This is a genomic window from Myxococcus sp. RHSTA-1-4 (assembly GCF_020037125.1).
Lineage (GTDB): Bacteria > Myxococcota > Myxococcia > Myxococcales > Myxococcaceae > Myxococcus.
In genome coordinates, this window is record NZ_JAIQDG010000001.1 from 802,662 (window position 1) to 822,872 (window position 20,211).

Genomic DNA, 20,211 nt, shown 5'->3' on the forward strand with positions numbered 1-20,211 from the left:
CGGACAGAGGGCGTGACGACTACAGGTCGTCGCAGGGGGTGCCCAGGCGCGCGCCGGTGTAGACGCCCAGCTCGTTGTAGATGAGCAGGAGGTTCTCCTCGACGGGCACGGCGCGGAGCTTCTTGCGGTTCTTCTTCACGACCCACAGCGAGGGCTGCTCGCGGTCCAGCACGAGCTGCAGGTCGCCCTGCTTCGTGGAGAAGATTTCGCCCTTCGAGTCGGCGACGACGTTGACCATCTGCTGCTGCTTCAGCCGCCCGCGGGGGCCGATGAACACGCGGTAGCCCATCTGCCCTGACGTGGAGGTGCTCCGCTCCACCAGGTAGTAGGTGCCCTTGCCGTCGCGCAGCAGGGCGTGGGGCTCGTACTTCTGGGGGCTCACGTCGTACGTGGCCTTCAACAGCATCTCCCGGGCCTGGGCGTGCTCGAGCACGGTGAAGGGCGTGGTGCGCGTGCCGCAGGTGACGGCGCAGGTGTTCGCCTTCGGGTCGACCTTCACGTACGAGTACGGGCGCAGGTCGAGGCCGCTGTCATTGACGTTGGAGTTCGCCTCGGGGTTCGCGAAGCGCGGGTCGAGGAACGCCCCCCGGGGAACCCAGACGTGGTTGGGCGCCAGGGGCATCTGCGTGAAGCGGGTGCCGTCGCCGTAGAAGAACTGGACGTGGGACCTCCCCCGGATGGGCATGGCCACGACGTAGTGGCCCCGGCCGTCGGTGCACACCGAGGTGCTCTCCAGCAGCATCCGCTGGCCCAGCGTCTTTCCCTGGCCCCAGGGCGGTTCGAGTGCCACGGACGTGCCCGACGAGAAGAGCACCGCGAACGCGAGGAATCGTGAGAGTGACATGCGCGGGCTCCGGCTACAGGTTGTCCATGAAGAACTGCTGGTGATGGTCCACCGCCACGCCGCCCTTGCCGGGGGCGAAGGTCCAGACCACGGTGTCCGCCTCGATGCGGCTGGAGAAGCCGTCGCCCACGCGGCAGTCCACGCGCTTGACCTTCGCCTGGACGGTGCGCTGGGCCTCCGCCGACTGGTCGCACAGCGTCTTCAGCGCGTCGAGCGGACCGACGCAGAAGGCGCCAATGGCCCTGCCCTCGTCGAGCAGCGTGTCGGAGACGGTGTCCCAGGCGATGGCCGCCGCCACCGCCGAGCCGCACGCCGCGTTCATCGCCTTGAGCGACTGGGCGACCTGCCGCTCATGGTCCTTCGCCCAGAACTGCTTGTCGTAGGCCTCGCCCCGGGCCAGGGTGCCATCGGCCAACTGGCGCAGGTACAGCTCCTGGACCTCCGCGGCATCCAGCGCGCGGGTGCGCTCCGCGTCGAGCTTCATGTGGATGACGCCATCCTCGAGCAGCCGCGTCGCCATGAAGTCCTCGGTCTTCGTCTTCCTGTTGAAGTGCTTGCGCTCCTGGAAGAGGCGCAGGTCTCTTCCACGCCAGCGCGCCCAGAACTCCATCCCGTCCTGGCTGGCCTTGTGGAGGAGGACCTTCCCATCATGGTCTTCGCCCGGGATGTTGAACTGGATGAGGAACTGCCGGGCCTCCGGGGGCAGCAACGGGACGACGCTCACCGTCTCGCCGCTCGGAGCCGAATACACCGTCCCCCGTCCCACGGGGCCGGAGCCGGGGCCCGCGGGACGGGTGCCCCGGGCACAGCCCAGCGCGACGAACAAGACGCTCATGGCCAGAAGGGTTCTCAAGCACATCACCTCGGTGTGGAGGCTCCGGCCGCTCCCGCGCGAGGCGGCAGGGCTCAGAGCGCGATTTCGTACTGCTTGCAGTAGCGCCGCACCTTGGTGCGCTCCCAGGCGGGAACGCTCTCCCAGACGGTGCGGGCATTCGAGAGGTCCCGCTGGCGGCAGTGCGCGCGGACAAGGAGCGAGAAGGAGGAGCTGGTGACCTGGACCCGCTGGCTGCGACGGGCCAGGTGGAGCGCCTCCTCCGCGTCGCCGCGCGCCAGCGCCTTCTCCCCCGCCGCCAGGTCCTCCAGCACCGCCTTGGGAATGGGCGTGGACGAGCCCTTCCGCGTGGAGGTCGCGACGGGACGTGCATCCGTCCCGGACGGCGGCGCCGCCACGGCCCCGGGCACCGAGCCGGGCTGCGCCAGGGCCGCCCCGTTCTGTGCCGGAGGCGGCTCGGTCGCGCCATTGTCCACGGGCTGTGACGGCGGAGCCCCCACCTGCCCGGGAAGAGCGTTGGCCGGCGGTTGTGCCGGAGAGGTCCCCGCCTGCCCGGAAGAGGCAGTCCCCTGTTGTGCTGGAGCGGCCCCCGGGGAAACGGCGCCCTGCTGGAGCCCGACTCCCTGGTGCGGCACGACGGGCGGCGGCCGGCTCCCCATGAGACGCAGCCCCACGGCGAGGGCCACCGCGCCCACGAGGACCAGCACCGCCGCCGTCCACCACCACCGGGCCCTCGAGCCCCCCGTCTCGAGGAAGGGCGCGGAGCCCTGGGCCACTCCGACGTCCGGGCGCACCATCTGTGTAGACGGTCCGGCGGCGGGCGCATCGGGGGGCACGGGCGCCGCCGGGGCGCCCACGGTCATCGTGGAGACCTCGTGGAGCGGCACGTTGACGACGGGGCGCTTCGAGGAGCCCGCCGATTGCGCCGAGGCCTCGCTGGCCGGGCGCCGTCCGTCCACCGTCGGGCGCTGCGAGGCGGGCACCTCCACGGGGGGCGAGCGCTTCATGCCCACCGTCTCCATCTGCGAGGGGCGGACCGCGAGCGCGGGCACCGGCACCTGCTGGGGCGAGAGCGTCTGGAGCGGGCTGCCCGTCAGCGCCTCGATGAAGGAGCCCACGTCGGGGTAGCGGTCCTCGGGGCGCTTCTCCAGCGCCCGCTCGATGGCCTCCACGACCTGCTCGGGGACACCAGGAACGAGGGTGCGCAGCGGGTCCGGCGGATCATAGACGATGCGGTAGATGAGCTCCGGCAGGGGGCCGTCCTTGAACGGCAGCCTGCGGGCCAGCATCTCGTACACCATGCACCCGAACGAGAAGATGTCCGTCCGGGGGTCCACCTCCTGGTTCTTCCCCTGGGCCTGCTCGGGGGCCATGTACTGCGGCGTGCCCAGCAGGATGCCGCCCTGGGTGTGCACGCTCGTCGAGTCGATGATTTTGGAGATGCCGAAGTCGAGCAGCTTCACGTGCTCCATCACCACGCCGCCCACCTCGGTGGGGACGAGGAACACGTTGCCGGGCTTGAGGTCGCGGTGGACGATGCCGGCGCGGTGGGCCGCCTGGAGCGCGGAGCCCATCTGCCGGGAGACGTTGAACACCTCCTCCAGCGTGAGCGCCCCTCCCCGCCGCAGCCGCCGGGAGAGCGGCTGCCCGCGCAGACACTCCATCACCAGGAAGGGCGAGCCGTCCGCCAGGGTGTCGAAGTCGAGCACCTCGATGATGTTCGGGTGCCCCAGCCGGGAGGCGATTTCCGCCTCGCGGCGGAAGCGCACGTAGACCTCCGCCCCCAGGCCCCCGTCGTTGCGCAGCACCTTGATGGCCACCTGCCTGCCGGGAAGCCGCAGGTGGTTGGCCAGGAAGACCGTGCCCATGCCGCCACGGCCCAGGACGCCGGCAATCTCGTAGGTCTCCCTGATGACGGTGCCAAGAGGGATGTCTTTGGAGGTGGAGGAACCCATGGAGAACCGGCTTTCAGCCTTGAGACCCGATTCTATCCTCCACCCTCTGACATCCCTTGGCCAGTTGCCCTCTCCCTACCTTCCCAGGGAGCCCGCCTGTGGGCCCTGAGTTTTGAGAATGCGGGAGGCGGGCCCGTCGACCCGACCTCTCGGGTTCCCCGCGGGGGGCCTACTTCGCTGCCGGTACGGTGACGTCGCTCGCGGCGCGCAGCTCCTTCACGACGTGGGTGGCGCCGTAGACGTGCTCCAGGGCGGCGAGGATGCCGTCGCCGTGCACGGCCACCGCGCGGTTCGTCTCCGGCACGTACGCGTACCGGCCGCCGAGCGAGTGCAGGTTGCCGTCGAAGATGAGCCCCACCACGCGCCCGTCGCGGTCCACCACGGGCGAGCCGGAGTTGCCGCCGATGATGTCGTTGGTGGTGGCCATGTCCAGCGGCGTGCCGGCCGGCACCTTGCCCTGGGCCTTCAGCCAGGTGCCGGGCAGCTTGAAGGGGTCCTTGCCGGTGTGGCGCGCGAAGGCGCCGCCGAAGGTGGTGAGGGGGGCCACGGCGCGGCCATTCTCGTCCCAGCCCTTCACCTGCCCGGCGTTGAGGCGCAGGGTGAAGGTGGCATCCGGGTAGCCGGAGGTGCCGTAGACGGCCAGGTGCGCCCGGGCGATGCGCTCGCCGTTGCGCTTGAGCACCGCCTCCACGGCGTCCTCGTAGCGCTTGCGGGCGGCGCGGGCCTCGGCGTCCACCTTGCGCGCGAAGACAATCATCGGGTCCTTCGACGCATCGACGGCGGCCTTGCCGCCCTCCAGCAGGGCCTTGCGCACCTTCACGTCGCCCAGCTTCGTGCCCTTCACCAGCGCGCGCGCCAGGTCGGCGGGGGCCTCGCGGCCGAGCACCTGCTGGACGAACGGGTCATCCGCGCCCAGCGTCTCGCGCAGGCGGTTGAGGCCGAAGCCCAGCAGCGCCTGCTCCAGCTCGGTGGCGATGGGGGCGCCGCGCAACAACTGCTGGCGCAGGGTGGGGAGCTGGGCCTCGGTGTACTCGCGCAGCCGCTCGGCGTTGGGCTTGGGCTGCTCCTCGGCGACGCGCACCAGGTGCCGCGCCAGGGTGAACAGCTCGCCGGGGTACGCGTCCGCATGTTCCTTCATCCGGTACTCGGGCAGCATGCGGCGGTACGCGTCGAGCGCCTGGGCCATCTCCTCCCACGCGCCCGCGGTGGCGGCCTTCACCTGGGGGTTGGCGTCCACCTTCTCGCGCAGCTCGGCCTCCTCCTGGCGCTTGCGGGCCAGCAGCGCCGGGTCGGCCAGGGCCTGGTGCCGGCCGCGCAGCGCCTTCAGCCCGTTCTCCACGGCGCGCAGCCGCGAGCGCGTGGTGCGGTAGCGCTCGGGCGAGGCGCTGGCGAACTCGCGCAGCATGCCGCGGACCTCGGAGAGCTGGAGCAGCGTGTACGGCAGGTTGACGTCGCGCTGGAACTCCAGCTCGGCCACGGTGGCCTTGCGCTCGGTGCCGCCGGGGTGGCCGGAGACGAAGACGAGGTCGCCCTCCTTCGCGCCCTGCTTCGCCCACGGCAGGTAGTGCGGGCTCTTCGCCGGCGCGCCGCCCTGCCACACGCGGAGGAAGGCCACGTCGTAGCCGAAGCGCGGGAAGTTGAAGTTGTCCGGGTCCCCGCCGAAGGCGGCCATGGAGAACTCGGGGGCGAAGACGAGGCGCACGTCCTGGAAGCGGCGGTACTGGTAGAGGTGGTACCTGCCGCCGTTGAAGAGCGTCACCACGTCACAGCGCAGGTCCGTGGACGTCGCGCACTCGGACTCCGCCGCGGCCATCTCCTTCTTGAGGGCGGTGTTGAAGGCGGCGCCGGTGAGGCCCTTCGTCGCCGCGTTCATCCGGGCGGTGACGTCGGTCATCTTCTCCAGCTGGTTGGCCTCCACCTTCGGGCAGCGGCGCTCCTCGGCGGGCGTCTTCGCCTGGAAGCCGTTGGCGAGCAGGTCCTGCTTCGGCGAGGCCAGGTCCTCGATGCACTCGCGGATGCAGTGGTGGTTGGTCATCACCAGGCCGTCGGGAGACACGAAGCTGGCGGAGCAACCGCCGGCCAGCCGCACCGAGCCGAGGCGGACCTTGTCCAGCCACTCCTGCGTGGGCGTGAAGCCGTACGCCTTCTTCACGGCCTCCGAGGGAAAGGCGTCGTAGGTCCACATGCCCTCGTCCGCGGCGGCGGGGAGGGAGATGAGCAGGCCGAGTGCGAGCAGTCTGCAATCCACGTGCGGTCGTCCTTCTGGAATGACGGAGAGTAGGGGTGCCGTTCTCCTCGTGGGAGCAGGCGCGCGTCAACCCGCTGCCGGTGCGTGCATTCCCGAGGTGGGGAATCACGCGTCGCGTCAGGTATGGTGGGGAGCAATGCCCGCGAAGCACCACATCTACCTCGTCCCCGGCTTCTTCGGATTCATCAACCTGGGCGAGCTCATCTACTTCGGCCACGCCTACGACTACCTGAAGGCGGAGCTGGCGCGCCGTGGAGTGGACGCCGAGGTGGTCATCGTGCTGTCCCACCCGACGGCCTCCATCCGGACGCGCACGGCGGACCTGCTGAAGGCGGTGAAGGACACGGCGGGCGGGGATGACGGCCCCATCCACCTCATCGGCCACTCGACGGGCGGGCTGGACTCGCGGCTGTTCGTGAGCCCCGGGGCGCAGCTCACGCAGGGGCTGGAGCTGGAGCCCTTCGCGCAGCGGGTGCGCTCGGTGGTGACGGTGTCCACGCCGCACGCGGGCACGCCGCTGGCGACGTTCTTCATGGGGCTGTTCGGGCAGAAAATCCTCAAGCTGCTGTCGCTGTTCACGGTGTACGTGCTGCGCTTCGGGCGGCTGCCATTGCGGGTGGTGTTCCGCTTCGGGCACGTGCTGGTGCGGGCGGACGACACGCTCGGATGGAAGCCCACGCTGGTGGACCAGCTCTACGACCAGCTCCTGGGGGACTTCTCCTCCGAGCGGCGGGACGCGGTGGCGAAGTTCCTGAGCGACGTGGGGAACGACACGTCGCTGATTCCGCAGCTCACGCCGGAGGGCATCGACCTCTTCAACGCGAGCACGGTGGACCGGCCGGGCGTGCGGTACGGCTCGGTGGTGACGCAGTCGCGGCCGCCGTCGCTGCGCACGCGCATGTCGGCGGGGCTGGACCCGTACGCGCAGCTCACGCACACGATTTATGCGTTCGTGTACGGGCAGACGCAGCGGATGCCGCTGACGGCGATTCCGCCGCACACGCCGGCACAGACGGCGGCGCTGGTGCAGGCGTACGGGGCGCTGCCGGGGCCCACGGCGTGTGACGGCATCGTCCCCACGCGCTCGCAGGTGTACGGGCGGGTGCTGGCGGCGGTGCGGGCGGACCACCTGGATGCGATTGGGCACTTCGACCAGCCGGCGCACCAGCCGCCGCACGTGGACTGGCTCATCTCCGGCTCCGGCTTCCGCCGGCCCCAGTTCGAGTCCACGTGGAAGAGCATCACGGACTTCATCATGGAGGACGAGCCGCGCTGAACATGCGTGCCAGGCCCTGGCGCCGGAACTCCTCCACGAGCCCCTGATTCACCCTCGGCTGCCGCCAGGAAGCACGCCCGTGCACACGAAGCGCGGCGGCCCCCGAGCCCCCCGTGCCCGGGGTCAGTAGATGCCAATCAGGTGGATCTGCACCCTCGGGTTGCCGAGGTACTCCTTCAGTCGCCAGCGGGTCCGCATCCCGTCGTCGCGCATCCCCACGCCGCCGTCCCCGGGCGCATCCGCCCGGGCGAGGGCCTCGCGGAGCTGGGACATGGCCCAGTCGTCGAAGGTCTTGTCTCCCGAGCCCTCAATCACCTTGAGCTCCAGCAGCTTGCCCTCGCGGTCCTGACGGACTTCGACGACGGCGGCGAGCACGAGGATGGGCTCGGTGACGTCCACCATGTACATGTTCGCGGCGCGTCCCGCCTCCACGGCCGCCTGGATGCGGTTGCGCTGCTCCAGGCGATGGTCTCGCTTCCCACCTGGGGCCACGGGGCTGCCCGTCTTGCCGAAGCGCTGGATGGCATCCACCTGCTCGCGCTTCATCCGCGCGGCCAGCACCTTCAGGTCCGGAGGCGGTGGGTTCACCAGCTTCTTCGTGAAGTCCTTCTGGAGCCGCGCGAAGTACGGACCGGGAGCCCCGCTCTCCGCGCGCGCCTCCGCCAGCGCGTCCTTCGCCCACCCGTCCACCTTCTCCCGCGCGTCCTCCGCCTCGCGCGCCGCGATGGCCTTCGGATCGGGCGCCGTCCCGGGCTCATTGCGAATCGTCCGTCCCGTGGACGGCGGCTTGCCCGTGAGGCCCTGCCCCAGCAGGTGCTCCGGCACCAGGATGGGCCGGTCCTGGGCGGCGATGCGTGGGGCGTCCTCCACCGGAGGTGTCGGCTCCTCGGGGGCTTCGTCTCCCCCGGGCCGCGCCTCTGGAGGGGTGGCCGCCACCGGGGGCTTCGGAGCCTCCCGCGCGGGCCGCTCCGCCTGACGCGGGGGTGGGGCACTCGCCCGGTCGGGCGGTCGCACCGTGGGCGCCGGAGCAGGCGGGGCCACCGGCTTCACGGGTGGGGAGAAGAACTCCAGTTCCACGACCTCACGCCGCGCCGACGCCGGAGGCCGGGCGGACGGGACCCGCGACAGCGCGAAGAAGAGCGCTGCGTGCAGGAGCACCGAGAGCAGCAGTGTGAGGCCCAGCCTGGAGCGACGTGACACTGAGGACAGCTTGCCTCGCCGGGCCCCCCGCGTGAAGCGCCCCGGGGACCGGGTGTTGACCCACCACGCCATCCTGCCTGCCCTGCACTGTTACCTTTCATTTAGCCCCCTTGAAACGGAGGAACGGACGGCCCGGCGTACACTCGGCCCATGCGTCCTTCCGTCATCCTGGGCCTGCTGCTCCTCCTCCCCACCGTGGCGCTCGGCTCACGCGTCAGCGGCTCCCTGGCCGATGCGAAGAGCCAGCCCTTCACCGACGCGGCGCTGGAGGTGGTCCGCGAGCCCCAGGGCAAGGTGGTGGCACGGGGTCGGACGGGGCCGGAGGGCCAGTTCAGCTTCAACCTGCCGCCCGGCGACTACCGCCTGCGCGTGCGCACTCCGGAGCTGTGCGCGGTCCACGAAGTGGCCCTGGAAGTGAAGGACGAGGACCTCGCGAGCCTCCCCACGCAGCTTCCGCGCTGCGTGCGCGTCACGGGCCGCGCGTTGGGCGCGGGAGGAGCCCCGCTCGCCGGCGGCAGGGTGACGCTGGACTGGCTCAACTCCGAGGAGCCCGACCAGACCGCCACCACGGATGCGGAGGGACGGTTCGAGCTCCCGCGAGCGTCCCAGGGCGCGGTCCGGGTGTCCCTCGTGGACGCCTCGGGCAGGGACCTGCTGAGCAGGACACGGCTGACGGCGCCCCGGGAACTGGAGGTCCGCGGGGCGAGGATGCACCAGGTCCTCGTCCGTGGCCCCACCGGAGCCCCGCTGAAGAACGCCGAGGTCCTCCTGGTCCCCGAGGCACGCAATGGCACCAACCAGCTCAGCCGGACGGATGCCCGCGGCCTCGCCAACTTCCCCGTCTGGGCTCCGGGACGCTATCGGCTGCTGGCGTCCTGGGAGCAGGAGGACCGGTTCCGCCGCTCCGTGTGGCGAGACGTCGAGCTGAAGGGGGACCCCGAGGAAACACTCCCGGAGCTGAGCTTCGCGGAGCGCCCCGCGTCCGCCACGCTCCAGGGACGGGTGCACCGGCCGGACGGCCGCCCCTTCGCGGGCTCGAAGGTGACCGCCGTCCAGCGCTTCCCGTCCGTGCCGCTGGACGACGACTTCCTCCGTGACCAGACCTACTCCACCGAGAGCGCGACCACCCTGACGGACGCGGAAGGGAACTTCGTCCTGCGGGACCTGCGCGAGGGCGAGTACGTGCTCACCGCGGAGCCCCCGCTCGGGAGCAGGGGGGTCCTCGCGAGGACGGGAGGCCCGCCCGTCGACATGTCGGTCATGCCCTCCTGTGCGTCGAGCGCCTCCGGTCGCGTGGTCGACGAGCAGGGCGCTCCGGTCCGAAGCTTCCGGGTGCTGCATGAACGCGTGAAGAACGAGGAGGGTCGCTTCCATTCCAACCTGGGCTGTCACCTCTTCATCTGGGCGGAAGGCTTCCTCCCCCGGTGGCTCGAGGTCCCCGCCTCGACGACGGAGCACGTGTCGCTGCCGGACGTCGTGCTCGTGCGGGGACGGCAACTCGAGGGGAAGGTGGTTCATCCGGACAGGGGCCCCCAGGCGGGCATCACCCTCACCGCGGAGTGGAAGGGCTCCCAGGAGTCCGTCGACTCGAAGCCCACCGACGCCGCCGGACGCTTCTCCCTGGGCCCCGTCCCACGAGACAGGGATGTGGTGCTGACGACGAAGTGGTGGCGAGGCACGCTGCGTCAGCGTGTCTCTCCGAAGCACAAGGGCGAGGTCACCTTCCGCCTGCCCGCCTCCGAGACGCCAGTGCTCATCCACGCGCTGTCGGCGGAGGGCCTCCCGCACGTGGGCATCGAGGTCACCGCCGAGAACGCGGATGGGGTGTTCAAGGGGCACTCGAACGACTCCCACGAGGTCAGCCTGAAGCTGCCGCCCGGAGCGTACGAGATACGAGTGGTCGACACGGCGGACTCGCGGGGCCCTCGGGCCGGGCTTCCCGCGCGCTTCGCCCCGCTGAAGGTCCAGGTCCCCGCGAAGGGCGCCGCCACGGTGGAGGTCCGGGCCACGCGCGGCACGGGAGCGCTGCGCGTGCTGCTGCCCCGGCCGAGCCACTATCGCGATGTCTACGTCGTGCCCGGAGCGCGGCCCTGGCCCGGGGACCTCGACGCACTCGCGTCCCTGCCGGGGACACTCGAGGCGGATGCCGCCGCGGATGGGACGGTGGACCTCGCGGCACCGGATGCGCCCTTCATCCCCTTCAACTCCGTCCTGAAGGACTTCAGCCAGCTCGTGCCCGGTACGTACACGGTCTTCGCCAGGAACTCGTATGGCGGCACCCTGGGGCGGTCGATGCTCTTCCGGAAGGTCATCGAGGTCGGGGGGCCCAAGCGTCAGGTCGTCCAGGTCCGCTTCGAGGGCCCGGACGCGCGCGAGCTGCCCTGGTGGTAGCCGCCGTGGGCCGGGGCCACCGCGGCTAGAGTCGGGGGCATGTGGCTCCGCGTCCGCACACTGCTCCCGCTGCTGCTCTCCACCGTGGCGCTCGGCTCGCCCGCGAGTCCTCTTCCGGCTGAAGGAGCCGCGCCCGATGCCGGTGCGCCGCAAGCGTCCGCCCGGATGCTACGGGTCCGCGTGCTCGGTCCGGAAGGTGCGCCCCTGCCGGGCAGCAAGGTGCAGCTCGTTCCCGAGCCCCTGGAGGGCGTCCATTTGTGGCTTGAAACGGACGACAAGGGCGAGTCAGTCCACCCGGCCCCCGCGCCCGGCCGCTATCGGGTGCTGGCGTACTGGACGGCGCAAGGACGGTTCCGGCGCTACGTCTGGCAGGACGTCGAGCTGCGGCCCGGCACGGATGACTCGCGCGTGGAGCTCCGCTTCGAGCGGCGGTCCACGCCTCCCATCTCGGGACAGGTCCGGAACCTGGACGGACTTCCCGTCGCCGGAGCCACGGTAGAAGCGTACCAGCACTTCCCCTCCGTGCCGCTGGACGAGGACTTCCTCCGCAACACGGCCTGGCCACGGGAGACCACAACCGCGACAACGGACGCAGAGGGCCGCTTCACCCTGGAGCCCCTTCGCGCGGGCGACTACGGGCTCGAGGTGAGACATGAGGAAGGCATTGGCGATGCCACCGCCAGGACAGGAGGCCCGCCGGTCGACATCATGCTGGCCCCCCGCTGCGCGAGGACCGCCTCCGGCCGCGTGGTCGACGAGCGCGGCGCTCCGGTCACGCGCTTCCAGGTGGACTCGCATCGCGTGCGTGACGCGAAGGGACGCTTCACGCTCGAGGGCGCCTGCTACCTCAACATCGAGGCCGGGGGCTTCGTGTCCCAGGGCTTCCCGTTGCTCGGCTTCAAGTCGAAGCACGTGGACATGCCGGACATCGTGCTCGAAAGGGGACGCCAGCTCATGGGCCGCGTCCTGGACGCGGACGGCAAGCCGGTAGCGGACGTGCAGCTCACCGCGCATTGGACGGGCATCACGAGCCGTCCCGACTCCGCGAGCACCAACGCCTCCGGCCGCTTCTCCCTCGGGCCGGTTCCGACGGGGCGGGAAGTGACGCTGACGGCGATATGGGACGAAGGGGCCGTGCGGCAGCGCATCGCGCCCGGGAAGGAAGGCAAGGTCACCTTCCGCTTCCCCATCGAGAACGCCCGTCTGGAAGTGCGCATCCTGGATTCGGAAGGAGCGCCGCTCCAGGGAATGGACGTCACCGCGGAGAGCACGGCGGGCGAATTCTCCCTGCGCACGGACGGCTCGGGCCAGGCGGTCCGGAGCGTCCCCGCCGGAGCCTACGAGGTCCGTGTCACGCGGGAGCCGTCACTCCCGCCATCGAAGTCGCATGTCCCTCGCCGCTTCGCTCCGGTGAGCGTTCAACTTCCGGAGGGAGGCACGGCTCCGGTCGAGCTCCGGCAACAGCGAGGCACGGGACGGCTCCGTGTGCTGTTGCCCAGGCCGTCGCACTACGAGGGCATCCACGTCGTTCCAGGAGCCCACGACTGGCCTGCCGACACTCAGGCACTGGGGAAGCACCTGGAGTCCCGGCTGGTCGCGGACGCACGAGCGGATCTCGAGGCACAGCCGGCCGTGCCGCTCATCGGCTACACGTCGCAGAACGACTTCAGCGAGCTGGTGCCCGGCCCCTACACCGTCTTCGCGATGAACCCGTACGACGACGGCCCGAGGCTGCTGCTCTTCCGGAAGGTCGTCCACATCCGGGGCCCCGAGCGGCAGGTCGTCCAGGTCCGCTTCGAGGGCGAGGACACACGCAGGCTGCCCTGAGGACTGCGCGCCTCATTCAGGACGCGGATGAGAGCCCTGCCGCGGAGCACGTCGAGGCCGAGAGGACTGGCGGAGCCGCGTTGGCCACCGGTGCTGCATCGCCAGAGGCGCCCGTCTCCGACGGAGTGGTGCCGGGTCATGCACCCCGAGAAAGGGGCGCACTCTCCACGCACGCCGCGCCCTCATGCGCTTCTCGACAGCGCGAGCGCCTGGCCGTGTCACCTGGCAATCGCGCCGCCTGGCTCCCGAGAGACAGGTGCCCGGGAGCTCGACGAAAGCATGCGGGAAGTAAGCGCGTTTGCGCTCGTCCGGTCGCGAACGCGGCTGGATGTCCATCACGACACGTGCAACGCCCTCTTCGAGGCGCCGCCATGTCCCAGGCACCGCCGGGCGGCGCCTTGCCTCGTACGATTCGCTACCGCGATATGCGTCAGTAGCGCTTCAGCACCGCGAGGAAGCGTGCATCCGCGATGTGCTTCCCCTCGAAGTCCTCCAGCCGCACCGGCACCCACTCACGGGCCTTGTCGCCCTTCTGGCGGAGCGCGGCGTCCAGGGTGGTGAGCACCTCGACGGGAGGCTCGCAGATGCCGCGCACCCCACCCTTCGCCTTGGCGTGGAAGGACACCTCCACCTTGTCCACCAGCGCGTTGTAGCGGCCCGGTGGAAAGTGGCGGAAGAGCCACAGCCCCATCGTCAACTCCATCACCGTCACCTGCACGCCCAGGTACACGCCGCCCACGTGGTTGCGCGTGCGCCGCCGCAGCGGCACGGATGCTCGCGTCCGCGCATCCGACACCTCCTCCACCTTGAAACCCATCACCCCCGACAGCGGGATGACATTCTTCACCGCCACCGTCATCAGGGCATTCGCCGCCGCCGGTGACACCTGGCGCAGCCTTTCCACGAGGTCGAGCGCGAGCATGGCTCCTCACCATCCAACGAGGGGACCGGCATCGTAGCGCCGACGCGGGCACGAGTACGGCTCCTCGGAGCGACATTCCATCTTCCGCGCGTGGGGCACAGCGGAGCCACCGCATACGTGGAGGGAGTGCCGGGAGCGCGCCGCGGAACGACCTTCCGTCTTCCGCCCCCAGGCCACGGGAACGCCCGCATCATTCATGGAGTGCCGGGGACGTGCCGCGCACGGCGCTGCCCCCCTGTCCCGCGCCCGGCATAGAGTCCCCGCCTGGACCGGAGGGCACATGGACACGAGCGCAGTGGATGTCGTCATCGTCGGCGCCGGAGTGGCGGGACTCACCACCGCGCGGGCCCTCTCCCGGGCCGGGGTCTCCGTGGCCGTGCTCGAGGCGAGGGAGCGCGTCGGAGGACGCACCCTCACCCAGTCGCTGGGAGGCGAGGCCGTGGACCTCGGCGGGCAGTGGGTGGGACCTCAACAGCGCCACGTGCTGCGCCTCGCGGACGAGCTGGGCCTGGAGCGCTTCCCCCAGCACCACCACGGCACGAAGGTGCTCGACGTGCGCGGGGAGCTGCGCACCTATCGCGGCCAGGTGCCCTCGCTGCCGCTGCTGTCGCTGCTGGACCTCCAGCGCATCATCTGGAAGCTGGACGGACTGGCGAAGCGCGTCCCCCGCGAGCGGCCCTGCGCCGCGCCCCGCGCCGCCGAGTGGGACACCCTCACGCTGGAGGAGTGGAAGCAGCGCCACGTCCCCACCTGGGGCGCCCGCGCCGCGCTGGACATCGCCACTCGCGCCGTCTTCGCCGCCGAGCCCTCCGAGCTGTCCTTCCTCCACTTCCTCTTCTACGTGCACTCCAACCACGGCCTGATGCCCCTCACCACCATCGAGGGCGGCGCCCAGGCCGAGCGCTTCACCGGAGGCGCCCAGGCCCTCAGCCTTCGCATGGCCGGCGAGCTGGGCCCACGCGTCCACCTCTCCACCCCCGTGCGCGCCGTGCTCCAGGACGGAGATGGCGTCACCGTCACCGCCGAGGACGGCCGTGCGTGGCGAGCACGCTACGCCGTGGTCGCCGTCCCCCCCGCGCTGGCCGAGCGCATCGACTTCGGCGCCACGCTCCCACCGGAGCGCCGCCGCGCCCATGCCGACCTCCCCATGGGCAGCGTCATCAAGGTGGTGGCCACATACGAGCGTCCCTTCTGGCGCGAGGCCGGATTCTCCGGCGAGGCCGTGAGCGACACCGGCCCCGTGCGCCTGTGCTTCGACGACTGTGGCGCCAACGGCCACCACCCCGCCCTGGTGGGCTTCTTCCTCGGGGAGACGGCGCGCGCGTGGACGGGCCGCCCGTCCGAGGAGCGCCAGCGGGCCGCGCTGGAGTGCTTCGCGCGTTTCTTCGGTCCCAAGGCCCTGAAGCCCACCGCCGTCGCGGACCTGGACTGGATTGCCGAGCCCTGGAGCAAGGGCTGTTATGTCGGCCTCCCCCGTCCCGGCACGCTCACCGCCATCGGCGACGCCCTGCGCACGCCGTTCGGCCGCGTCCACTGGGCGGGCACGGAGACGGCCATCGAGGGCTGCGGCTACATCGACGGCGCGGTGGAGTCCGGCGAGCGCGCGGCCACGGAGCTGTCCGCACGCCTGGCCACGTCGGGAGCCGGTGCCTCCCGGAGCCGCGCCGTCTAGGCCCGGCCGCCTGCACCCCTGCCGTCGCGGCGTGGATTGGCATCCATGGAGACCGTCCCCACCCTTGGGAGGCCCTCTGGAGGAGGCCGGAACATGAACTTTCCCAGTCACGTGAATCTCCCCGCGGATGCCCGCGAGGAGCTCATCGATTTCCTCAACACGCTGCTGGCGGATTCCATCGACCTGCACTGGCAGATAAAGCAGGCCCACTGGAACATCCGTGGCAAGCACTTCTACAGCCGTCACGAGCTGTTCGACGAGCTGGCCGGGCACGCGCGCAAGCAGGCCGACGCGTTCGCCGAGCGCGCCGGCACCCTGGGCGGCTACGCCGAGGGCACCATCCGCCTCGCCGCGAAGAACAGCGAGCTGCCCGAGTACGACCTGACGGCCGTGGACGGCGACTCGCACCTGAAGGTCCTGGTGGAGCGCTTCGCGCGCTACGGGGCCAGCCTCCGCAACGGCATCCACCGCTCCGACGAGCTGAACGACCCCGTCACCACGGACCTGCTCACGCAGACGCTGGGCGAGGTGGAGCTGGACCTCTGGTTCCTGGAGAGCCACCTGCACGGCGACGTGCGCGCCGGCGTGCGCCGCGGGGAGCGGGCCGGGGAAGGCATCTCCCCCCAGCCCCCCAACGCCTGACGGCGCGTTGACCCGTGGACGGCACCGCCACGCTGGCGGTTCGGCGAGCGCGCGCGCCCGCTCCAGCGTATAGAAGGCGTCCTCTCGAAGCTGGAGGACGCCTTTTGACTTCACAGACGCGAATGGACGGCAAGGTGTGCCTCATCACCGGAGCCTCCGGAGGCATCGGCCTGGAGGCGGCCAAGGCGCTGGCGGGCATGGGCGCCACGGTGGTGCTGGTGGGGAGAGACCCGGGCCGCACCGAGGCCGCGGTCAGCGCGGTGCGCGCGGCGGCTCCCGGGGCGACGGTGGACTGGCTGAAGGCCGACCTCACCTCCCTCCAGTCCGTGCGTGACCTGGCCGCCACGTTCAAGGCCCGCTACCCGCGCCTGGACGTGCTCCTGAACAACGCGGGTCTCATCATCGACCGGCGCGAGGTGACGGTGGACGGACTGGAGGCCACCATGGCCACCAACCACTTCGCGCCCTTCCTCCTGACGAACCTGCTGCTGGACGTGCTGAAGGCCAGCGCCCCGTCGCGAATCATCAACGTCTCGTCCGAGGCCCACCGCACCGGCAAGGTCGACTTCGACGACCTGCAGAGCGAGCGCGGCTACATCGGCTTCCGCGTCTACGGCACCTCCAAGCTGGCCAACATCCTCTTCACCCGCGCGCTCGCGAAGCGGCTGCGGGGGACGGGGGTGACGGCCAATGCCCTGCACCCGGGCGTGGTGCGCACGGGCTTCGGCCACAACACGAAGGGTTTCTTCCGCCACATCGTGAAGCTGGGTGCACCCTTCATGATTTCGGCGGAGAAGGGGGCGCGGACGTCCATCTACCTGGCGTCCTCGCCCGAAGTGGAGTCGGTGTCCGGGGAGTATTTCTACAAGCGCCGGCCGAAAAAGGCGTCCTCCGCTGCCCGGGATGACGCCCTCGCGGAACGGCTCTGGCAGGTGAGCGCGCAGCTCACGGGAGTGACAGCATGATTGACCTGTACACGTTCGGAACGCCCAACGGGCGCAAGGTGTCCATCGCCCTGGAGGAGATGGAGCTGCCCTACACCGTCAAGGTGGTGGACATCACCCAGGGCGAGCAGTTCAAGCCCGAGTTCCTGGCCGTCAATCCCAACAACAAGATTCCGGCCATCGTCGACCACGCGCCGGTGGACCACCGGCCGCTGACGGTCTTCGAGTCGGGCGCCATCCTGCTGTACCTCGCGGAGAAGACGGGCAAGCTGCTGCCCTCCAGCCCGCGCGGGAAGGCCGAGGTGACGCAGTGGCTGATGTTCCAGATGGGCGGCATCGGGCCCATGTTCGGGCAGCTCGGGTACTTCACCCGCTTCAGCAAGGCGTACGTCCCCCACGCCATCGAGCGCTATCGCAACGAGTCCAAGCGCATCCTCGGCGTGCTGGACGGTCAGCTCGGCAAGGGTGACTACGTGGCGGGGAAGTTCTCCATCGCGGACTGTGCCATCTACCCGTGGCTGGCCAGCGCGCGGGAGTTCAACCCCGACATCTTCGAGGGCCTGCGCAACGTGCCGCAGTACCTGCACCGCATGGGCAGCCGCCCCGCCGTGCAGCGCGGCATGAAGGTGCCGGAGATGAAGCGGTAGCCCTCCCCAGCCGGGAGCGGGGGCTGTCCTCCGCTCCCGGCGCCCCCGTCCGGACGCCCACCGGGCGAGCAGCCCCACCGGCGCCGGACCTCCGTGAGGCGGTGCGTAGCTTGAGGGGCATGATGGAACCGCCTGTCTCCTCGCGGCCCCGCTTCCTGGTGGCCGCCCTGGGCCCGGGGCTCGTGGGCGCCACGTCGCTGACCCTCCTGCACGAGGGGGCCCGCCGCGTGGTGAAGCACCCGCCTCGAATGGACGTGCTGGGCAAACGCGCGCTGAAGAAGGGGCTGCGCGGCCTCGGCCTCCGCCCCGCTCACGGCAAGCGCCTGCACCGCCAGTCCCTCGCGGGCGACCTCGTGTCCAACAGCCTCTTCTACGCGCTGGTGGCGCTCGGCCGGCCGAAGCGGCCCTTCCTTCGCGGCGGAGTGCTCGGGCTGCTCGCCGGCCTGGGCGCGGTGGTGCTGCCACCCTACCTGGGGCTGGGCAGGGGCCCCAGCCGTGCAAGGACCTCCACGTCGCTGCTCACCGTCGCGTGGTACACGCTGGGCGGGCTGGCCGCGGCGCGCGCCACGCGAAGCCTCCTCGAAGCCGGCCCCGCCCAGGAGACTCCGGGTCCTGGCTGGTAGCCCGTGCTCCTCGGGAGCGAGGGTTGGCGAACCGAGACGCCCCCGAGGGCTGGCTTGCCCGGAGCGGCTCCCCGCACAACCTTGAGTCCATATGGCGACGGACCTCACCCGCCTGCCCCTGCGAGGGCAACAAGGCTCCTTCCACGTCGTCGTCGAGTCCCCCCGCGGCTCGACGGTGAAGCTCAAGTACGACACGGCGCTGCAGGCCTTCTCCATCTCCCGGCCCCTCACGCGCGGGCTGCGCTACCCCTTCGACTGGGGCTTCATCCCCTCCACCAAGGGCCCGGACGGGGACCCGCTGGACGCGATGCCGCACCTCCAGACCTACCAGCAACTGTCCAAGCGCGAGCGCGACGAACTGGAGCACTTCTTCCTCGCGGCCGTGCACTTCGCGGACAAGGACGCGCGCATCCTCGGCTGGGAGGGCCCGGAGGGCGCGGAGCGGATGCTGCGCCAGTACGCGCTCCCGGAGGGCTGAGTGGCGCAGGCGACCCCCATTCGCGGACTGGGGCCCGACAGCCGCCTGGGGGTGGCCGCGCGGCGCATCCTCGCCGGGAGGCTCGCGGACGTGCGCAAGCCGGAGGCCCGGCTCGACGAGGGCATCGACGACGAGTCCGTGCACGACATGCGCGTGGCCACCCGGCGCCTGCGCGCCGCGCTCCAGGTGTTCCGGCCCCTCGGCGGATTGAGGAAGCTGGAGCGCGAGGTGAAGCGCATCCAGGACGCGCTCGGCGGCGTGAGGGACCTGCACGTGCAGGCGGCGTGGATGGAGGGCGCGGCGCGAGAGGTGGAGAAGGAGAAGCCCGGCGCGCGGGATGGCATCACCGCCCTGCGGGACTCGCGGCTGGCCTCGCTGGATGAGATGGAGGCCCGGCTGCGCGCGGAGCTGGAGCGCTGGGAGGACCGGACCGTGCCCCGGCTGCTGCGCAAGCTGGACACACTGGAGGACCCGCACCGCTTTGGAGGCCGCCGGGTCCGGAAGCACCTGCGCTGGCGCGTGCGCCGCGTGCGCCAGCGGATGGACGCATACGCGGACGCGCCGGATGCGGCGTCCGCCCATGAGTTGCGCAAGGACTTGAAGAAGCTGCGCTACGAGCTCGAGGTCTTCCAGCCCGCCTTCCGCCGCATGGTGGACGCGCTGCTGGAGGTGCTCGTACCGCTCCAGGACGGACTGGGCGAGCTGCACGATGCGGACGTCAGACTGGAGCTGTTCGAGCGGATGGCCGCCGAGGAGAAGCCCCGGGAGCGCAAGGCCGCGCGGGCGCTACTGCCCATGGTGCGCGATGAGCGCGCGAAGCGCGCGGCGGAGCTGGCCCGCGAGCTCCAGCGCTGGCACGCCGAGGAGATTCCCCGGCGGCTGCGCCGGATGCTCGCGTGACGGTACGGGCCCAGCGCCGGGCTCCCGAGGCGCGGTGCTGGCACGGCCACGAAGCAGGCGCACGGCGTGAGGCCCGCGATGCTCCGGCTGGCCGTCCCTACCCCTCGGAATCCGAGGCCAGCGCTCCCTCGGGAAGCGGGCGTCGCGCGACGGCCCCCGCCTCCGCCGCGGACAGCCCCAGCGTGCGCAGCACCAGGGTGGCCGCACGCTCCGGCAGCTCTTCCGCGTCCAGGCCTAGCCCCCGGAGCAGCTCCGCCTGCGGCGCGCCGGGGACGCTGAACTGGAGCTCCGCGGAGATGGCACCCAGCACGGCGCCGCCCACGGCGATGAAGGTCATCAACGGGTCCTCGGCCTTGAAGCGCCGGGTCTCCAGGCCCTTCTGGATGTCGCGCAACAGGCGCTGCCCGAGACCGCGCGAGAGCACGCGAGCCGAGGAGCCCTCGCGAATCAGGAAGCGTCCCCAGACCGGCTCCCGCCGCGCGCGCCGGAGGGTGTGGCGGATGGACACCGCGAGGACCTCCGCCGGGTCGGTGGTGCCCGCCGTGAGACGGTCGAGCGCGTCGGCGAAGCCCTCGAAGACGGCATCCATCAGCGCGCCGTGGATGGCCTCCTTGGACTCGAAGTGGTTGTAGAAGGAGCCGAAGCCGACGTCGGCGGCCTCCGTGATTTCGTTGATGGCCACCCCTTCCATCCCACGCTCCGACATCAGCCGCAGCGCCGCCTCCATCAGGCGCGCGCGTGTCTCCCGCTTGCGGCGCGCGCCGCGCGGCTCCTTCTCCATGGGCGCGACAGTCCTGGCCTTCGGGGACG

Annotated in this window: 17 protein-coding genes; 10 read left to right on the plus strand and 7 right to left on the minus strand. The window is 71.1% G+C overall.

Annotated features, from left to right (window positions below; translation table 11 throughout):
• Nucleotides 1–19: 19 nt before the first annotated feature.
• From K8638_RS03260 to K8638_RS03275, 4 genes are all read right to left on the minus strand, one after another.
• Entirely contained in the window at nt 20–844 is an 825-nt protein-coding gene (locus K8638_RS03260; protein WP_223752891.1) for a hypothetical protein, read from the minus strand.
• A 13-nt stretch (nt 845–857) separates the two neighbouring features.
• Nucleotides 858–1,679 carry a hypothetical protein gene (locus K8638_RS03265; RefSeq protein ID WP_223752892.1) on the minus strand — a complete coding sequence of 274 codons (822 nt, stop codon included), beginning with the start codon at nt 1,677–1,679 and terminating at the stop codon, nt 858–860.
• A gap of 71 nt (nt 1,680–1,750) precedes the next feature.
• On the minus strand, nt 1,751–3,631 hold the full coding sequence (locus K8638_RS03270) for a serine/threonine-protein kinase (RefSeq protein WP_223752893.1): 1,881 nt from the start codon (nt 3,629–3,631) through the stop codon (nt 1,751–1,753).
• Nucleotides 3,632–3,800: 169 nt separating this feature from the next.
• Complete coding sequence (locus K8638_RS03275; RefSeq protein WP_223752894.1) at nt 3,801–5,879, minus strand: S46 family peptidase; 2,079 nt, start codon at nt 5,877–5,879, stop codon at nt 3,801–3,803.
• Between the two features lie 136 nt (nt 5,880–6,015).
• Here K8638_RS03275 and K8638_RS03280 point away from each other — a divergent pair, with 136 nt between their 5' ends.
• On the plus strand, nt 6,016–7,155 hold the full coding sequence (locus tag K8638_RS03280; RefSeq protein WP_223752895.1) for a triacylglycerol lipase: 1,140 nt from the start codon (nt 6,016–6,018) through the stop codon (nt 7,153–7,155).
• A 123-nt stretch (nt 7,156–7,278) separates the two neighbouring features.
• Here K8638_RS03280 and K8638_RS03285 read toward each other — a convergent pair whose 3' ends face one another.
• Complete coding sequence (locus K8638_RS03285; RefSeq protein ID WP_223752896.1) at nt 7,279–8,355, minus strand: ferrichrome ABC transporter substrate-binding protein; 1,077 nt, start codon at nt 8,353–8,355, stop codon at nt 7,279–7,281.
• A gap of 150 nt (nt 8,356–8,505) precedes the next feature.
• Here K8638_RS03285 and K8638_RS03290 point away from each other — a divergent pair, with 150 nt between their 5' ends.
• Both K8638_RS03290 and K8638_RS03295 read left to right on the plus strand, forming a co-directional pair.
• A complete protein-coding gene (locus K8638_RS03290; protein ID WP_223752897.1) occupies nt 8,506–10,746 on the plus strand; it encodes a carboxypeptidase-like regulatory domain-containing protein in 2,241 nt (746 codons plus the stop codon).
• 39 nt (nt 10,747–10,785) lie between these two features.
• Complete coding sequence (locus K8638_RS03295; protein WP_223752898.1) at nt 10,786–12,573, plus strand: carboxypeptidase-like regulatory domain-containing protein; 1,788 nt, start codon at nt 10,786–10,788, stop codon at nt 12,571–12,573.
• Nucleotides 12,574–13,003: 430 nt separating this feature from the next.
• Here K8638_RS03295 and K8638_RS03300 read toward each other — a convergent pair whose 3' ends face one another.
• Nucleotides 13,004–13,495, minus strand: coding sequence for a DUF4442 domain-containing protein (locus K8638_RS03300; RefSeq protein WP_223752899.1), 492 nt, complete (start codon nt 13,493–13,495; stop codon nt 13,004–13,006).
• Nucleotides 13,496–13,775: 280 nt separating this feature from the next.
• Here K8638_RS03300 and K8638_RS03305 point away from each other — a divergent pair, with 280 nt between their 5' ends.
• The 7 genes from K8638_RS03305 to K8638_RS03335 all read left to right on the plus strand — a co-directional run bounded on the left by K8638_RS03305 (nt 13,776) and on the right by K8638_RS03335 (nt 19,401).
• Nucleotides 13,776–15,167 carry a flavin monoamine oxidase family protein gene (locus K8638_RS03305; protein ID WP_370643901.1) on the plus strand — a complete coding sequence of 464 codons (1,392 nt, stop codon included), beginning with the start codon at nt 13,776–13,778 and terminating at the stop codon, nt 15,165–15,167.
• Between the two features lie 93 nt (nt 15,168–15,260).
• Entirely contained in the window at nt 15,261–15,809 is a 549-nt protein-coding gene (gene dps, locus K8638_RS03310; RefSeq protein ID WP_223752901.1) for a DNA starvation/stationary phase protection protein Dps, read from the plus strand.
• A 122-nt stretch (nt 15,810–15,931) separates the two neighbouring features.
• Nucleotides 15,932–16,774, plus strand: a complete 843-nt coding sequence (locus K8638_RS03315; protein WP_223752948.1) for an SDR family oxidoreductase — start codon at nt 15,932–15,934, stop codon at nt 16,772–16,774.
• On the plus strand, nt 16,771–17,400 hold the full coding sequence (locus tag K8638_RS03320; RefSeq protein WP_223752902.1) for a glutathione S-transferase family protein: 630 nt from the start codon (nt 16,771–16,773) through the stop codon (nt 17,398–17,400). The genes K8638_RS03315 and K8638_RS03320 overlap by 4 nt, the downstream gene beginning before the upstream one ends.
• Nucleotides 17,401–17,519: 119 nt before the next feature.
• Nucleotides 17,520–18,023 (plus strand): hypothetical protein, encoded by a 504-nt coding sequence (locus tag K8638_RS03325; RefSeq protein ID WP_223752903.1) that lies wholly within the window; start codon nt 17,520–17,522, stop codon nt 18,021–18,023.
• Between the two features lie 91 nt (nt 18,024–18,114).
• Complete coding sequence (locus K8638_RS03330; protein ID WP_223752904.1) at nt 18,115–18,501, plus strand: inorganic diphosphatase; 387 nt, start codon at nt 18,115–18,117, stop codon at nt 18,499–18,501.
• Nucleotides 18,502–19,401 carry a CHAD domain-containing protein gene (locus tag K8638_RS03335; protein ID WP_223752905.1) on the plus strand — a complete coding sequence of 300 codons (900 nt, stop codon included), beginning with the start codon at nt 18,502–18,504 and terminating at the stop codon, nt 19,399–19,401.
• Between the two features lie 97 nt (nt 19,402–19,498).
• On the opposite strand, the gene K8638_RS03340 is transcribed toward K8638_RS03335, so the two are convergent.
• The gene (locus K8638_RS03340; RefSeq protein WP_223752906.1) at nt 19,499–20,182 is read right to left on the minus strand and encodes a TetR/AcrR family transcriptional regulator; all 684 of its coding nucleotides are present in this window, start codon (nt 20,180–20,182) and stop codon (nt 19,499–19,501) included.
• Nucleotides 20,183–20,211: the final 29 nt, after the last annotated feature.

Excerpts from the sequence above, each read along its gene's own strand:
- K8638_RS03260 (WP_223752891.1), bottom strand. The coding sequence starts at position 844 with ATGTCACTCTCACGATTCCTCGCGTTCGCGGTGCTCTTCTCGTCGGGC.
- K8638_RS03265 (WP_223752892.1), bottom strand. The coding sequence starts at position 1,679 with ATGAGCGTCTTGTTCGTCGCGCTGGGCTGTGCCCGGGGCACCCGTCCC.
- K8638_RS03270 (WP_223752893.1), bottom strand. The coding sequence starts at position 3,631 with ATGGGTTCCTCCACCTCCAAAGACATCCCTCTTGGCACCGTCATCAGG.
- K8638_RS03280 (WP_223752895.1), top strand. The coding sequence starts at position 6,016 with ATGCCCGCGAAGCACCACATCTACCTCGTCCCCGGCTTCTTCGGATTC.
- K8638_RS03290 (WP_223752897.1), top strand. The coding sequence starts at position 8,506 with ATGCGTCCTTCCGTCATCCTGGGCCTGCTGCTCCTCCTCCCCACCGTG.
- K8638_RS03295 (WP_223752898.1), top strand. The coding sequence starts at position 10,786 with ATGTGGCTCCGCGTCCGCACACTGCTCCCGCTGCTGCTCTCCACCGTG.
- K8638_RS03300 (WP_223752899.1), bottom strand. The coding sequence starts at position 13,495 with ATGCTCGCGCTCGACCTCGTGGAAAGGCTGCGCCAGGTGTCACCGGCG.
- K8638_RS03305 (WP_370643901.1), top strand. The coding sequence starts at position 13,776 with ATGGACACGAGCGCAGTGGATGTCGTCATCGTCGGCGCCGGAGTGGCG.
- dps (WP_223752901.1), top strand. The coding sequence starts at position 15,261 with ATGAACTTTCCCAGTCACGTGAATCTCCCCGCGGATGCCCGCGAGGAG.
- K8638_RS03315 (WP_223752948.1), top strand. The coding sequence starts at position 15,932 with ATGGACGGCAAGGTGTGCCTCATCACCGGAGCCTCCGGAGGCATCGGC.
- K8638_RS03320 (WP_223752902.1), top strand. The coding sequence starts at position 16,771 with ATGATTGACCTGTACACGTTCGGAACGCCCAACGGGCGCAAGGTGTCC.
- K8638_RS03325 (WP_223752903.1), top strand. The coding sequence starts at position 17,520 with ATGATGGAACCGCCTGTCTCCTCGCGGCCCCGCTTCCTGGTGGCCGCC.
- K8638_RS03330 (WP_223752904.1), top strand. The coding sequence starts at position 18,115 with ATGGCGACGGACCTCACCCGCCTGCCCCTGCGAGGGCAACAAGGCTCC.
- K8638_RS03340 (WP_223752906.1), bottom strand. The coding sequence starts at position 20,182 with ATGGAGAAGGAGCCGCGCGGCGCGCGCCGCAAGCGGGAGACACGCGCG.